The sequence below is a fragment of the Candidatus Eisenbacteria bacterium genome (assembly GCA_035577985.1).
In the GTDB taxonomy this organism is placed as follows: domain Bacteria; phylum Desulfobacterota; class Binatia; order DP-6; family DP-6; genus DATJZY01.
In genome coordinates this window covers 1-14,348 of sequence record DATJZY010000015.1, presented here as the reverse complement: position 1 = coordinate 14,348, position 14,348 = coordinate 1, and the positions used below count along the sequence as shown (strand labels likewise).

At 68.5% G+C, this 14,348-nt stretch carries 13 protein-coding genes and 2 tRNA genes; 4 read left to right on the top strand and 11 right to left on the bottom strand.

Features of this window, described 5'->3' with window-relative positions:
• Positions 1-4 precede the first annotated feature (4 nt).
• From VMS22_01895 to dnaB, 3 genes are read left to right on the top strand one after another with little or no spacing between them, the layout of a single operon-like run.
• On the top strand, positions 5-724 hold the full coding sequence (locus tag VMS22_01895; GenBank protein ID HXJ32765.1) for an HAD family hydrolase: 720 nt from the start codon (positions 5-7) through the stop codon (positions 722-724).
• 22 nt (positions 725-746) lie between these two features.
• Positions 747-956: a hypothetical protein gene (locus VMS22_01890; protein HXJ32764.1), complete on the top strand. Its 210-nt coding sequence runs from the start codon at positions 747-749 to the stop codon at positions 954-956.
• 7 nt (positions 957-963) lie between these two features.
• Positions 964-2,346 carry a replicative DNA helicase gene (dnaB, locus tag VMS22_01885; GenBank protein HXJ32763.1) on the top strand — a complete coding sequence of 461 codons (1,383 nt, stop codon included), beginning with the start codon at positions 964-966 and terminating at the stop codon, positions 2,344-2,346.
• Here the strand turns inward: dnaB and thiE are convergent.
• The 10 genes from thiE to gltX form a co-directional block, all read right to left on the bottom strand.
• Entirely contained in the window at positions 2,340-2,975 is a 636-nt protein-coding gene (gene thiE / locus VMS22_01880) for a thiamine phosphate synthase (GenBank protein HXJ32762.1), read from the bottom strand. The genes dnaB and thiE overlap by 7 nt on opposite strands.
• Positions 2,972-4,426, bottom strand: coding sequence for a sigma-54 dependent transcriptional regulator (locus VMS22_01875; GenBank protein HXJ32761.1), 1,455 nt, complete (start codon positions 4,424-4,426; stop codon positions 2,972-2,974). The genes thiE and VMS22_01875 overlap by 4 nt, the downstream gene beginning before the upstream one ends.
• Complete coding sequence (locus VMS22_01870) at positions 4,419-5,519, bottom strand: ATP-binding protein (GenBank protein ID HXJ32760.1); 1,101 nt, start codon at positions 5,517-5,519, stop codon at positions 4,419-4,421. The genes VMS22_01875 and VMS22_01870 overlap by 8 nt, the downstream gene beginning before the upstream one ends.
• A 35-nt stretch (positions 5,520-5,554) precedes the next feature.
• On the bottom strand, positions 5,555-5,920 hold the full coding sequence (locus VMS22_01865; GenBank protein ID HXJ32759.1) for a zinc ribbon domain-containing protein: 366 nt from the start codon (positions 5,918-5,920) through the stop codon (positions 5,555-5,557).
• 55 nt (positions 5,921-5,975) lie between these two features.
• Positions 5,976-7,403: a SpoVR family protein gene (locus VMS22_01860; protein ID HXJ32758.1), complete on the bottom strand. Its 1,428-nt coding sequence runs from the start codon at positions 7,401-7,403 to the stop codon at positions 5,976-5,978.
• A gap of 4 nt (positions 7,404-7,407) precedes the next feature.
• On the bottom strand, positions 7,408-8,637 hold the full coding sequence (gene yhbH, locus VMS22_01855; GenBank protein ID HXJ32757.1) for a sporulation protein YhbH: 1,230 nt from the start codon (positions 8,635-8,637) through the stop codon (positions 7,408-7,410).
• Between the two features lie 12 nt (positions 8,638-8,649).
• A complete protein-coding gene (locus tag VMS22_01850; protein ID HXJ32756.1) occupies positions 8,650-10,584 on the bottom strand; it encodes a serine protein kinase in 1,935 nt (644 codons plus the stop codon).
• Between the two features lie 448 nt (positions 10,585-11,032).
• A tRNA-Glu gene (locus tag VMS22_01845) sits at positions 11,033-11,104 on the bottom strand.
• 4 nt (positions 11,105-11,108) lie between these two features.
• Positions 11,109-11,181: transfer RNA gene (locus VMS22_01840), tRNA-Gln, on the bottom strand.
• A gap of 36 nt (positions 11,182-11,217) precedes the next feature.
• Entirely contained in the window at positions 11,218-12,642 is a 1,425-nt protein-coding gene (gene gltX, locus VMS22_01835; GenBank protein ID HXJ32755.1) for a glutamate--tRNA ligase, read from the bottom strand.
• Between the two features lie 182 nt (positions 12,643-12,824).
• On the opposite strand from gltX, the gene VMS22_01830 reads away from it, so the two are divergent.
• Positions 12,825-13,208, top strand: coding sequence for a response regulator (locus tag VMS22_01830; protein HXJ32754.1), 384 nt, complete (start codon positions 12,825-12,827; stop codon positions 13,206-13,208).
• 81 nt (positions 13,209-13,289) lie between these two features.
• Here the strand turns inward: VMS22_01830 and VMS22_01825 are convergent, their stop codons facing one another.
• Positions 13,290-14,273: an ATP-dependent 6-phosphofructokinase gene (locus VMS22_01825; GenBank protein ID HXJ32753.1), complete on the bottom strand. Its 984-nt coding sequence runs from the start codon at positions 14,271-14,273 to the stop codon at positions 13,290-13,292.
• Positions 14,274-14,348 lie beyond the last annotated feature (75 nt).

Sequence of the window (14,348 nt, the reverse complement as noted above, 5' to 3'; positions counted from 1 at the left end):
CGGCGTGGGCATCGCGGCGTTCTTCGACATCGACGGAACGCTCCTCGCCCGCAACTCCGCTCCGCTCTACATGCGCCACCTGCGGCGGACGGGCCAGGCCCGCCGCCGCGACGTGGCGTGGACGCTCTACTACCTCGCGCGATACAAGCTGGGCCTCCTCGACATCCAGAGCACGCTCGGCGAGTCGATGCGGTTCGTCGTCGGCAAAGACGAACGGACGATGCGCGAGGACTGCGAGCGCTGGTACGTCCGCGACGTCCGCCAATACCTCTATCCGCAGATGGCCGCGCTCGTGGCGGCGCATCGCGAGGCGGGACACGTGCCGGTGCTGGCGACGAGCGCAACGCGGTATCTGGCCGAGCCGCTCGCCGCCGACCTCGGCATCGGACACTTCCTGGTGACGCAGCTCGAGGTGGAGGAGGGCCTGTTCACCGGCAAGGTCGTACACCCGATCTGCTACGCCGAGGGCAAGGTGCACTGGGCCCGTGCGCTCGCGACGCGCGAGGGCCTCGACCTCGCGGAGAGCTACTTCTACACCGATTCCGTGACCGATCTGCCGCTGCTGGAAGCCGTCGGCCACCCGCTGATCGTCCACCCCGATCCTCCCTTGCGACGCGTGGCCCAGCGCCGCGGTTGGCCGATCCTCCGCCCGCGCCTCGGCGAGCGGACACCCCTCCCTCTGGCCATCGCGGGCCCCGAACGCTACACTCCCGGCCTCACGTAGCTGGGATGGAAGGAGCGGATTGATGCGGAGGGATGACGGACGAGCGGCGGGCGGACGGCCACGCGGCGCCATCCTGCGTCCCCTGGTGCTGCTGATCGCGGCGGTCGCGACCGGATTCGGCATGTGGCGCGTTCTCATGAACGACGAGCCCGTGCGCCCGCCCACCGGCGAGCAGATCTCCAAGCACGATCAGCACGCTCTGAACGCCCTGCTCACCGACGGCGCGAGATAGCCGGCCCATGGCCGCTGCCGACGACGCGCTCCGGCGGCTCCCGCCGCAGAGCCTCGAGGCCGAGGAGTCGGTCCTGGGCGGCGTTCTGCTCGACAACACCGCCCTCGATCGCGTGCTCGAGTTCGTGCGCGCCGACGACTTCTACCGCGAGGCGCACCGCCGCATCTTCCGGGCCATGATCGTGCTCGCCGAGCGCAACGAGCCGGCCGACCTCGTGACGCTGCCCGAAACGCTGCGCCAGCGTGGTGAGCTGCAGGACGTGGGCGGCGCGTCGTACCTGGCCGAGCTCGCGGAGCGAGTGCCGACCGCAGCCAACGTCACGCACTACGCCCGCATCGTGCGCGAGAAGGCGATTCTGCGAAGCCTCATCGGCGCCGCGACCGAGATCGCGTCGAGCGGCTATCAGGATTCACGCGACGTGAAGGACCTGCTCGATCGCGCCGAACAGCAGATCTGCTCCATCTCGGAGCGCGAGGTGAAGCCGGCGTTCGTGAAGCTCGACTCCCTCATGAGCGACACGTTCCACCTGGTCGAGCGCCTGCACGCGCAGAAGCAGGCCGTGACGGGCGTCACGACCGGCTTCGTCGACCTCGACAAGCTGACGGCGGGGCTCCAGCCGTCCGATCTGGTGATCATCGCGGGCCGGCCGAGCATGGGGAAGACGGCGTTCGTGCTCAACATCGCGGCCAACGCCGCGCTCCGCGCAGGGACCGGCATCGCCGTCTTCTCGCTCGAGATGTCGAAGGAGCAGCTCGCGCTCCGCATGCTGTGCTCCGAGGCCCGCATCGACCTCGCGCGCGTGCGCACCGGGCACCTGCAGCCGGGCGAGCTCTCGGAGCTGGCGCAGTCGGCGCACGTGCTCATGTCGGCCCCGATCTACATCGACGACTCGCCCGCCATCACCGTGCTCGAGCTCCGCGCGAAGGCGCGCCGCCTCTGGCGCGATCCCGCTTCGAAGCTGGGGCTCGTGGTCGTCGACTACCTGCAGCTCATGCGGAGCTCGGAGGGCAAGGACAGCCGGGAGCAGGAGATCTCCGAGATCTCACGCTCGCTCAAGGCGCTCGCCAAGGAGCTGAACGTCCCGGTGATCGCCCTCTCGCAGCTGAACCGGCAGGTGGAGAACCGCAGCCCCCCGAAGCCCCGCCTCTCGGACCTCCGCGAGTCGGGCGCCATCGAGCAGGACGCCGACGTGATCGCCTTCATCTATCGCGAAGAGGTCTACGTCGAGGACACCGAGAAGCGGGGCGTGGCCGAGATCATCGTCGCCAAGCAGCGCAACGGCCCCATCGGCTCCGTCGAGCTGGCCTTCCTCCGCGAGTACACGCGCTTCGAGAACCGCGAGATGATCTCGGACGACGCGGCGACCGGCGGGGGCGGCCGGCTTCACTGAGCGCGCGGGGCGAGGCGCGCCAGCACGTCGCGCACGGCCGCGGCTGGATCGGCCGCACGGGCGAGCGCCGCGATCATAGCGACCGAATCGGCGCCGGCGGCGATCACCTCGGGCGCCGTGCTCGGCGTGATGCCGCCGACGGCGACCAGCGGGCAATCGCTGAGGGCACGAACCTCGCGCACGAGGTCCAGGCCCCGCGGGGGCAGGGCGCCCACCTTGCTCGCGGTCGCGTACACGGGGCCGACCCCCAGGTAGTCGGCGCCGCCGGCGACGGCGGCCCGAGCCTCCGCGAGGTCATGCGTCGAGACGCCGATCCAGCGCTCGGAGCCGAGTAGGCGCCGGGCGACGGCGACGGGCACGTCGCTCTGCCCCAGGTGGACGCCGTCGGCGTCGACCGCGGCGGCGACGTCGGGGCGGTCGTTCACGATGAGGCGTGCGCCCGTCGCACGTGTGAGCGCACGCAGCGCGAGCGCCGCCTCGAAGAGGACCCGCGCGGTCGCCCCCGGCAAGCGGAGCTGCAGCAGTCGCGCGCCGCCCGCGAGGTAGGCCGCTGCGAGGTCGAAGGGCGAACGGTCGGTGCCCTGGGGATCGACGATGGCGTACAGGCGAGGGAGGCGAGGCGCGCTCACGCCGTGCCGGTGGGCGTCTTGCGCACCGCGATGCCGAGGTCGGTGATCTTCTTGCGCAGCGTGTTGCGGTTGATGCCGAGCATGTCGGCCGCCTTCACCTGGTTGCCGCCCGCCCGGTCGAGGACGAGCTCGATGAGGGGCCGCTCGACCGCAGCGATGACCGCGTCGTAGATCGTGCCCGTCGTCGCGTCGCCGTTCTGCTCGAGGATCTCCCAGACGCGGCGGCGCACGGCGTCCTCGAGGCCGAGCGTACCGGCGCCCGCGGCGCCGGGCTTGCCGCCCGTCAGCGTGAAGTCCTCGGCGAGCAGCGTCCGCCCGCGCGCCAGGACGGCCGCCCTCAGCAGGGTGTTCTCGAGCTCGCGGACGTTTCCCGGCCAGCTGTGGCGCAGGAGCGCCTCCCGGGCGTCGTCGGTCACGCCGACGATCGCGGTGTTGAGCGTGCGGTTCACCTTGTCGACGAAGAAGTCGATCAGCTCGGGGATGTCGGCGCGGCGGTCGCGCAGCGGCGGGACGGTGATGCGGACGACGTTCAGGCGGAAGAACAGGTCCTCGCGGAAGCGGCCCGTATGGACGGCGGCTTCGAGGTCCTGGTTCGTGGCCGCGACGATGCGCGCGTCGGCGCGGATGGCCTCGCGGCCGCCCACGCGCGTGAACTCGCGTTCCTGGAGCACGCGCAGCAGCTTCACCTGGAGCGCGAGCGGCAGCTCGCCGATCTCGTCGAGGAACAGCGTGCCGCTCGCCGCCGCCTCGAACTTGCCGATGCGGCGCTCGGTCGCGCCGGTGAACGCGCCGCGCTCGTAGCCGAAGAGCTCGCTCTCGAGCAGCTCGTTCGGGATCGCGGAGCAGTTGAGCGCGACGAACGCCCCGCTGCGCCCCGAATGGTAGTGGATCGTCTTGGCGACCAGCTCCTTGCCCGTGCCGGTCTCGCCCTGGATGAGGACGGTCGCATCGGTGGCGGCGACGCGGCCGATCACCTTGTAGACCTCCTGCATCGCGGGCGTGCGCCCGATCACGAGCTCGTGCCGCTGCTCGAGCTCGCCCCGCAGCCGCTGCAGGTCGCGCGTCAGGCGGCGGAGCGCGAGCGCCCGGCCGACCAGGTGGCCCACCTGCTCCAGGTCGAACGGCTTGGTGAGATAGTCGTAGGCGCCGCGCTTGGTGGCCTCGATGGCGTTCCCCATCGTGTTCTGCGCGGTCATGATGATGAGGAGCGTGTCGATGCCCTCCTCGCGGACGCGGGAGAGGAGGTCCAGGCCGGAGAGGTCCGGCATGCGGATGTCGACGAGCGCCACGTCGACGTCGTTCGAGCGCAGCACCTCGAGGGCGGCGGCGCCGTTCGGCGTCACGAGCACGCGATGCCCGAGCTGCGTGAGCGCCCGCTCGAGGACCCACCGGATCGACTCCTCGTCGTCGGCGATGAGCAGGGTGCCGCTCGCCTCGGGTGCTTCAGCCATCGTGATCCTCCGTCACCGGGAGGGTCACCCGGAAGCGCGCGCCGCCGCGCGACGGGGTCTCGTGGGCGATCGCGCCGCCGTGCTGCGAGATGACGCGCTGGCAGACGGCGAGGCCGAGCCCGCTGCCGCGCGCCTTGGTGGAGAAGAAGGGGGCGAAGAGGTGAGGAACGTCGGCGGCGGAGATCCCCGGCCCCGTGTCGGTGATGGTCACGGCGAGAAAGCGGGCGCGATTCTCGCCGCGACGGATGCGGTACCCGGTGTCCATGCGCGTCACGATCGTGATCGTGCCCGAGCCGCCGAGGGCCTCGACGGCGTTCTTCACCAGGTTGAGGAACACCTGCAGGAGCTGGGCGCGGTCGCCCAGAACCGGGGGGAGGCTCGGGTCGAACTCGGCGACCACGACCGCCGCTCCCCACTCGGGGGACTGGCGCTCGAGGTCGATGACGTCGTTCAGCACGCGGTGGATGTTGACCGGCTCGAGGTTCAACGCCGGCGGCGCGCCGAGCGAACGGAGCTGGTCGACGAGGCCGTCCAGCCGCTCGACCTCGCGGATGATGAGCTCGGTGCAGCGGAGCTGATTGGGGTCGGTGAGGTCGTTGCGCAGGAGCTGCGCGGCGCCCTTGATGCCGCCGAGTGGGTTGCGGATCTCGTGGGCGAGGCCGGCGGTGACCGTACCGAGTGCCGAGAGGCGCTCGGCGTGACGGGTCGCGCCCTCCAGTGTGTGCTGCAGCGTCAGGTCGTGCAGGATGAGGACCGCGCCCCGCACGGCGCCACCGGGATCGAGGATGGGCGCACAGGCGGCGCCGACCAGGAGCTCGTGCGTCGGCCCTCGCAGCGTCTCCTGCGAGCGGCGATGGGTGACGGCCTCGCGCAGGGTGGCGTCGACCATGTCGACCAGCCAGCGGTTGTGATCGCGGGCGCCGAAGGTGCCGCTGAAGGACAGGCCGATGGCATGGGAGGCGGACGTGCCGGTCAGCTGCTCCGCGGCCGGGTTGAGATCGCCGATCATCCCCTCGGCGTCGAGCACGATGACGCCGTCGGAGATGCTGGCCAGGACGTCGGTCCAGCCGAAGCGATCGGCGGCACGTTCCACGCGGGAGCGGCGGGCAGGACGGGGGGCGGACACCGCTACGACTCGTCCCCTCCGCCGGCGTCGTCGCCGGCCTCGTCCTCGGAGCTCTCCCCGCTCTCGAGCTCGTCCACCATCTCGTCGAAATCGCCGCCGGCGTCGTCGCCGAGCTCCTTGCCCATCTTGCGCATCCAGCGTGCCATGCTCTTGGGGTCGCTCTCGTCGACGTCGCCCAGCGCGGCGTCGTCGGTGAGGTCGTCGAGGCGGTCGTTCTCCGAGCGTACGGTGGCGAAGCGCGACATGAGCCGGTCCAGACGACGGCCTCCGCAGCGATCGCACACGGCGTCGACCGCCTCGCTCACGCGCAGCGTGAGCACCGTCACCTTCTTCCGGCAATCGGCGCACCGGTACTCGTAGATCGGCATCCGGTCGGGGATTATACCGACGAGCCGGGGTGGAGCCAGCCAGTCGGCCGGGCCTCTACTTCACGGGTTTGGCCGCGAATCCGTTGTCGCTGAACGTGAGGTGCGTCCGCTTGCCGTCGAGCACGGTGTCGAGCACGATGTCGTGGCCCCACAGGCGGTGGGCGTAGGCGAGCGTCTTCTCCGCGTTCTCGAGCTGCAGGTCGCGCCCGTCGTGACCGTGCGCGAGCAGCAGCGAGCGATTGCCGCCGAAGTCGGCGTCCTCGACGTGGATCACCGGAATGCCGCCCATGCCGACGGCGTGCAGGAGGGACTCCTTCACCGACCGCCAGCCCTCCTCGTCGGAGACGTCGCTCACGACCAGGTCGTCGCCCTTCGGCTCGTAGACGAAGAGGTCGAGGTCGCGCATCACCTTCTCCGTGAGCCACCGGCGCAGGAACGAGACGTCGCGGTCGACCTCGCGTGTCTCGAACAGGAGGTCCCGTCCGGTCTTGCCCGGTCCGATGCGCTCGCGCTCCTCGGGAGTGGGATCGTTGCCGATGCGCTCGATCTCTTCCCAGAGCTTCAGACCCAGATGGTAGGGGTTGAGGCTGCCCGGGATCGGCCGCACCACCTGGTTGTGACGGACCAGGAACTCCAGGTGCAGCTCCTGCGGCAGCTCGAGCGAGTCGAGGATGCGCTTGTGGACGAACGAGGCCCAGCCCTCGTTCATGATCTTGGTCTCGATCTGCGGGATGAAGTACTGCGCCTGCTCGTGGACGATGGTGAGGAGATCCTGCTGCCAGCCCTGCAGGAAGGGGTTGTGGTCGCGGATGAACAGGAGCAGGTCCTCGTCGGGTGCCGCCGGTGTCTTGCGAAGCTCGGGCTCGGTCGATTCGGCACGGCGGTGGATGCTCTGGAAGGGATCGTGAGCCGGGGTCGCGGCTTCGACGAGACGGTCGCGCTGCTCCTCGGGGCTCAGCTTGCGGATGGCGAGGTTGCGGCGGCACTGGAGCGAGAGGGCATGCGCGGCGTCGAGGACGGCCTCGACCTTCTCGATGCCGATGCTCGGCATGTCGACGTAGCGGCGGATGCGGTCGGCGTGCGCCTTGAACGTGCTGATGGTGAACTCGGCGCGCGTCGTGCGGAAGGTGAAGTTGTTCTTGAAGAAGTCGTTGTGGCCGTAGACGTGTGCGATGGTGAGCACCTGGAGCAGGAGCGAGTTGTCGCGCATGAGGTAGGCGAGCGCGGGGTTCGAGTTGATGACCATCTCGTAGGGCAGCCCCGAGACGCCGTGATCGTAGAGCGTCTTCAGCTTCTCGTAAGCCTTGCCGTAGGACCAGTGCGGATAGTGCGACGGCATGCCCGAGTAGGCCATGTAGCCGAGCATCTGTGCGTGGTCGCACAGCTCGAACTCCTGCGGGTAGCAGTCGAGCCCCATGGCGTCGACGCGCTCGCGGATCCGCCCGTCCCACGCCTCGAGATCCGCGACGCTCCAGGTCGCCACCGTCTCAGCCCTCCGCCGCCGCGCGATCCTTGCCGAGGAACGCCTTGAAGGAGGGCCAGATGTCCTCCTTGCGCTCGATGAGGACCGTCTGGAAGTTGTCGGCTTCGAGGCGCCGGAAGACGTTCAGCATCGAGCTCTCGTAGTAGCGCGAGCCGAGTGGCTTGATCTCGCCGTAGCCGAACAGGTTGCAGACCTCCGAGAGCTCCTTGGCCGACTTCAGCGCCGCGGGGTTGTCGGAATCGAAGTTGTCGCCGTCCGAGCAGTGGAACGCGTACACGTTCCAGAGCGACGGGTGGTAACGCTCCTTGATGATCTCGAGCGCCTTCAGGTACGCGGACGAGATGAACGTGCCACCCGACTCACCCTTGTGGAAGAACTCCTCCTCGGTCACTTCCTTCGCCTCGGTGTGATGCGCGATGAACGAGATCTCGACGTTCTGATACTTCGTGCAGATGAACTGGTAGAGCAGGAAGAAGAAGCTCCGGGCGAGGTACTTCTTCATGGTGTCCATGGAGCCCGAGGTGTCCATGAGGCACAGGACGACCGCATTCGACTCGTTGCGAATGTCGGTCATGATGTGCCGGTAGACGAGGTCGTGGTCGTGGAACGGGAAGCGCCGCGGCGTCGTGAGGGTGGCCGTCGGATCGGGTGAGCTCTCGGCAGCGAGGCGATCGCGCCGTCGGGCGGCGTGGAGCCGCTTCGAGCGCTCGCGGACCGTGCGGCGCTTGTCGAGCCGGACACGGATGCCGACCTGCCGGTAGCCCTTGCGCTTGCCGAAGCGGATCGATTCGAGCTGTCGGAGCGCCTTCCGTTCGAGGTCCGGGAGCTCGAGGTCCTCGAACATGATCTCGATCAGCTCCTCGAGCGTGACCTCGGTCTCGTAGTAGTCGGCGCCCGGGCGATCGCCGGCCTTGTCCTGGCCCTCGCCGTCGGCTTCGCCGTTGGCCTTGCCGACGACCTGCCCGCGCTCGGTGCTGCCCTTGCCCTGGCCCACCTGCGGCGTGTTGTCGCCGTAGACGAACCGGTACTCCTTGATGCCGCGGATCGGGACCTTGATGACGCGGTCCCGGCTCTGCCCGATGATCGATTCCTCCGCGATGATGTCGGCGATGTTCTCGCGGATCGACTCGCGGACCTTGGCCCGGTGACGCGCCCGGTCGCCGGCCGAGCGATCGCTGCGCTCGGCGTCTGCGGGCGCGTACGGCCGGAAGATCGAATCGACCGTGCGCGACATCGCGGGCGCCGCTCAGTCCTTCCAGAGGTTGTTGGCCGCGTACTTGAGCGTGACGTCGACGCAGCTCGGGCAGTAGCCGTTGTCGAGGAGGTTCTGGACCATCGCGTTGTATTTCTCGTTCTGCTCCTCGTCGCGCGTGCGGGCCTTGGTCACGATGCGGCTGATCTCGCGCACCGAGGTCATGAGCTTCTTCTCGATGGCTTCCTTCAGCGGCTCGTAGGAGTGGTAGGAGACCTTTTCGCCGCGGCGGCTGGACGCCCAGAGGTAGGCGATGACCTCCTGCCGGAAGCCCTCGGCGGCCGAGCCGATGATGGCGATCTGCTCCTCGATGGACTTCAAAAACCCCTCGTCCGGCGTCAGCTCTTCCTTCGTGTTGCGGTCCTTCACCTTCGTCTTGTTCACGAAGGCCTCGGCGTGGTCGAGGTAGTTCTGGAAGAGCGACTCGGCCTGCTCCTGATAGGAGTAGACGAAGGCCTTGGTGATCTCCTTCTCGAGCAGCTCCAGGTACTCCTTGTGGAGCGTGTCCTGAAGGAATTCGAGGTAGCTCTTGCGGGTGTCGTCCGGGAGGTCCGTCTCCTTCGTCATGTTGATGATGGCTTCGCGGACGTTGATAGGGTTGATGCAGTTCCCTTCGACGTTGTCCGACAGCGCGTTGTCGAGCGCCTTCATGATGAAGCGCGTCGAGATGCCGAACATGCCCTCGCGCTTGGTGTCGTCGCGCAGCTCGTGGACGTCGAGCTTCTTCGTCTTGCCCTTCTCGACGACTTCCTCGCCGTTGTAGAGCTTCAGCTTGGTCATGAGGTCGCACTTGTTGGACGGCTCGAGTCGCGAGAGGATCGCGAACATCGAGGCCACCTCCAGCGTGTGCGGGGCCACGTGCGCGTGGAAGTCCGAGTGGCGGATGATCTTCTGGTAGATCTTCACCTCTTCGGACAGGCGCAGGTTGTACGGGACCTTCACGACCACGATGCGATCGAGGATGGCTTCGTTCGTGTGGTCGGCCTTGAACTTCTGCCACTCGGCCTCGTTCGAGTGCGCGATGATGACGGCGTCGACGTAGACCATGCCGTGCCGGCCGGGCGCGGGGATGATCTTCTCCTGCGTCGCCGTGATCATGGCGTGCAGGTATTCGGTCTCGTTCTTGAAGACCTCGATGAACTCGCACACGCCGCGGTTGGCGACGTTGAGCGCGCCGTTCAGGTCGAGGACGCGGGGGTCGCCCTCGCTGTAGACGTCGAGCTTCGAGATGTCCTCGCTGCCGATCAGCACCGAGGTATCCTGGTTGTTCGGGTCGACCGGCGGCACGACGCCGATGCCGACGCGGTTGCGCTTCGAGAAGTAGCGCGCGACGACGGGGAATTCCTCGTAGCGCGTTCCGTACTCCTCCTTCAGGCGGAAGCGGCACACCGGGCAGAGATCGCCCTCGATGTGCACGCCGAGCATCTTTTCGAACTCCTTGCGCAGGTGGCGCGGCAGGAGGTGGAGCGGCTCCTCGAACATCGGGCAGCCGTCGATGGTGTAGAACGGCTCGAGCGCCTCGAGGCCGCGTTGCAGCTTCTCGGCGAGCGAGCTCTTGCCCGAGCCGACGGGGCCCATGAGGTAGAGGACCTGCCGGCTCTCCTCGCCCTTCAGCGAGGCCGAGTGGAAGTAGCGGACGATCTGGCTGATCGTCTTCTCGATGCCGAAGAACTCGTCCCCGAAGAAGTCGTAGACCTTGACCGACTCGTCCTTGTAGAGGCGCTTCACGCGCCCGTCGTCGGTCTCGAGGATGTCATGCGAGCCCGGGCGCATGATCATGTCGTAGACCCGCGCGTGGGCCAGCTTGGTGATCGACGGGTCTTTGCGAACCAGCTCGAGGTATTCGAGGAGTGTCCCGCGCCACCGCTTCGCGTCGCGCGAGGCGCGGTCCTCTTTGATCAGTTGCTCGAACGAGGGCTGCCTATCCATGGGCGTTGCTCCTCTCGGCTCGCCGACGTGGCCGATGTGTCAGGGCCCGGCCGGCCCTGTTCTTCCTCCAGCGCGTACGGGCTGGAGCCGTAGAACCTCTTGTTTCATCGGTGTGCGCGCGGCGAGCGTAACGCCTGCTGGCCACATCCAAGTGCAAGCGATGTGCCGGAACGATCCGGCGTGGTGACGTGGCCGGCGAGTGGGTCGCAGCCAGCGAGACAGCGAACGGAGCCACTTTGCGACACGCGCTCGCGAAGTAGCCGCACACTGGTGCTCTGCGGCCTCCCAACACCTCCACCGCACCCACGCCCCCTTCGGATCGTCCTGCGTCGTCCCGAACACGCGACCCGAGCATGAGGCTACGCTGCAGAAGGGCCGCTGTCAAGAAATTGCCGCGGCGAGCACTCCGCTGCCAGCGGATCGCACGCGGTCCGCGCGGAGGAGTGAGTGGTCCCAGGGGGAATCGAACCCCCGCTACCGACGTGAGAGGCCGGTGTCCTAGCCGCTAGACGATGGGACCGGAGCTGAGGCGGGAGGACTCGAACCTCCAGTGGCCTGATCCAGAGTCAGGTGGCTTACCAATTAGCCGACGCCTCAACGCGGCGCGAAAGCTAGAGGATGGGGGTGGGGGAGTCAAGGTGCGGACGGCGTCGCAACGCTCGGAAAGTGCGCGCGTGCAGCGCGTAAACGCGCGATCGTGCGGTCACGCCCGAGCACGTCGAGCACCTCGTAGATGCCGGGACTCGCCGTCGATCCCGTCACGGCGGCCCGCACCGGTTGCGCGAGCTTTCCGAGACCGATCGCGTGTCGCTCGATGGTGGCGTGGAACGCTGCCTCGATCGTCGCCGGCTCCCAGCGCTCGAGACGCTCGAGTCGATCGACGAGCTCGTCGAAGGCGGGCGCGATCTCCGCCCTCAGCTGCGCCTGGGCCTGTGCGGTCATCTCGATCGTGTCCGAAATGTAGAATCGCGCTGCCTCTGCGAGCTCCGCCAGGGTCTTCGCGCGCTCGCGGAGGGTGGCCAGGGCGCTGCCGAGCCATGCCTGATCGGTAGGCACCGGCAGACCCGCCTGCACGAGAAATGGGCCGACGAGGCGGGCCAGGGTCTCGGGCGGTGTCGCCTTGAGATATTGGAAGTTCACCCATGCGAGCTTCTCGGGATTGAAGATCGCCGGCGAGGTGCCGACGCTCTCCAGCGAGAATTTCTCGACCAGCTCGCTTCGCGAGAAGAGCTCTTGATCGCCGTGCGACCACCCGAGCCGTGCCAGGTAGTTGACCAACGCGTCGGGCAGGTAGCCCTGGTCGCGGTACGCGAGGATCGAGGTCGCGCCGTGCCGCTTGGAGAGCTTGGTCTTGTCGGGCCCGTGGATCATCGGCAGGTGGGCGAACCGCGGCAGCGGCGCGTCGAGCGCCTGATAGAGGAGGACCTGCCGCGGCGTGTTGGCCACGTGATCGTCGCCGCGGATCACGTCGGTGATGCGCATGTCGACGTCGTCGACCACGACGCAGAAGTTGTAGGTCGGCGTGCCGTCGGAACGCAGCAGGACCAGGTCGTCGAGCTCGGCGTTCTGGAAGACGATGCGGCCCTTCACCTTGTCGTCGACGACGGTCTCGCCGTCGAGCGGGGCCTTGAAGCGGACGACGAAGCTCGACTCGTCGCCCGGCGGCGTCCGGCCCTCGCGGCAGGTGCGATCGTAGCCCACGCGGCCCCCCGCCTTGATGGCCGCGTCGCGCTTCGCCTCGAGCTCCTCGGCCGTGCACCAGCAGCGGTAGGCGCGGCCGCCCTCGAGCAGGCGATCGGCCTGGGCCCGATACAGCTCGGTGCGCTGGCTCTGGAAGAACGGACCCTCGTCCCATTCGAGACCCAGCCAGCGGAGCCCGTCGAGGATGGTGGCCGTCGACTCGGGCGTCGATCGCTCGCGGTCGGTGTCCTCGATCCGGAGCACCAACGCACCGCCGTGGTGGCGAGCGAAGAGGTAGTTGAAGAGGGCCGTGCGGACCGCGCCGATGTGCAGCGCCCCGGTCGGGCTCGGCGGGAAGCGCGTGCGGACCGACATCACGCGGAAGTAAGGAGATGGCGGACCGCAAGTCAAATTACTGACGGTCTGCGGAGCTGCCGAGGTTTGAGAGTCCGGGGTCACGGCTGCATACTGAGCACGCAGCCGGCATGGAACGCCGTGTGTCGGCGCGCGAAGCGTGGGGCCGCTTCGTCGGGAACGGGAGACGGGAGAGAGGGACACTGATGGCGCTCAAGAAGATCCTGGTCGTCGAAGACAACGAGGACAATCGTCGCATCCTCGTCTACCGTCTGAAGAAGATCGGGCAGTTCGACATTCGCGAGGCCACCAACGGCCAGGAGGCCATCGAGGCGGTGAAGGCCGACCGCCCGGACCTGATCTTCATGGACCTGAAGATGCCCGTCATGGACGGATGGGAGGCGACGAAACGCATCCGCCAGATGGACGGCGGCGACGCCGTGCGCATCATCGCTCTCACGGCGCAGGCCATGGCCGGCGACGAGGAGAAGGCGCTCGCGATCGGCTGCGACGACTACCTGGCGAAGCCGGTCGTCGACCCGTCGCTGGTGCGCCAGAAGCTCGAGCGCCTGATCGGCGCCGCCGCCTAGCGCGCCGAACGAACGCGGGATCACGCGGGCCGCGGGAGGATGCTCCTCCCGCGGCCCGCTGCTTTTCCGGCAGGGATCCCTTCAGCGCAGGACGCGCGCCAGCTCGATCAGCTTGGCGCTGAGGGGCTTCTTCTTCCCGACCACGTCCGTGAGGGGCGTCGTCGTCACCGAGTCGCGCCGGAGACCGACGAGCACTCCGTGGGTGCCGCTCGCGTAGGCCTCGACCGCCGCCGCGCCGAAGCGCGAGCCGAGAAGCCGGTCGAACGCCGTCGGCGTGCCGCCGCGCTGGACGTGTCCCAGGGTGGTGGCCCGGATCACGAAGCCGAGGCGGTCGCGATGCTCCTCGAAGTAGCGCATGAGCGCCGCCGCGTCGTGGCTGGCGCCCTCGGCCACGACGATGAGCGCGTGCTGCTTGCGGGACTTGTAGGCCGAGAGGATCTCCTGCGCCACGTGCTCCGGGTCGACCGGCTGCTCCGGAATGCAGATGGCCTCGGCCCCCCCGGCGATGCCGGCCGCGAGCGCGAGATACCCGCAGCCACGACCCATCACCTCGACCAGGAAGGCGCGGCGGAGCGAGGACGCGGTCACCTTCAGGCGGTCGATCGCCTCGAGCGCGACGTTGAGCGCGGTGTCGACTCCGATCGTGACGTCGGATCCGGCGAGGTCGTTGTCGATCGTCGACGCGACCCCGACGACCGGGACCCCACGATTCGAGAGCGCCAGGGAGCCCGCCTGCGAGCCGTCGCCGCCGATGACGACGACGCCGTCGATGCGAGCGTCCGAGATGACCTGCACGGCGCGCTCGAGCCCCGCCTCGGTCTTGAAGGCCGGGCTCCGCGCCGTGCCGAGCATCGTCCCGCCCCGCTGGATGATGCCGCTGACGTCGCGTCCCGCGAGCGGGCGCAGGTTTCCCTCGAGGAGCCCGTGGTAGCCGTCGCGCACTCCGTACAGCTCGAACCCGCGGTCGATCCCCGTGCGCACGACCGCGCGGATCGCCGCATTCATCCCCGGCGCGTCGCCGCCGCTCGTGAGTACCGCCAGACCTCGTCCCGTCCCTCGTCTCATGGATGGCGGTGTAGCATGCCCGCTCGGCTCGCGCGCTTGCGGGGCGCGTGGCGTGCAGGTATCCGGCGAGGGTCC

Bases quoted from the DNA above. Each gene is read 5' to 3' on its own strand.
- VMS22_01890 (HXJ32764.1), top strand. From the start codon at position 747: ATGCGGAGGGATGACGGACGAGCGGCGGGCGGACGGCCACGCGGCGCC.
- dnaB (HXJ32763.1), top strand. From the start codon at position 964: ATGGCCGCTGCCGACGACGCGCTCCGGCGGCTCCCGCCGCAGAGCCTC.
- VMS22_01875 (HXJ32761.1), bottom strand. From the start codon at position 4,426: ATGGCTGAAGCACCCGAGGCGAGCGGCACCCTGCTCATCGCCGACGAC.
- VMS22_01865 (HXJ32759.1), bottom strand. From the start codon at position 5,920: ATGCCGATCTACGAGTACCGGTGCGCCGATTGCCGGAAGAAGGTGACG.
- yhbH (HXJ32757.1), bottom strand. From the start codon at position 8,637: ATGTCGCGCACGGTCGATTCGATCTTCCGGCCGTACGCGCCCGCAGAC.
- VMS22_01850 (HXJ32756.1), bottom strand. From the start codon at position 10,584: ATGGATAGGCAGCCCTCGTTCGAGCAACTGATCAAAGAGGACCGCGCC.
- VMS22_01830 (HXJ32754.1), top strand. From the start codon at position 12,825: ATGGCGCTCAAGAAGATCCTGGTCGTCGAAGACAACGAGGACAATCGT.
- VMS22_01825 (HXJ32753.1), bottom strand. From the start codon at position 14,273: ATGAGACGAGGGACGGGACGAGGTCTGGCGGTACTCACGAGCGGCGGC.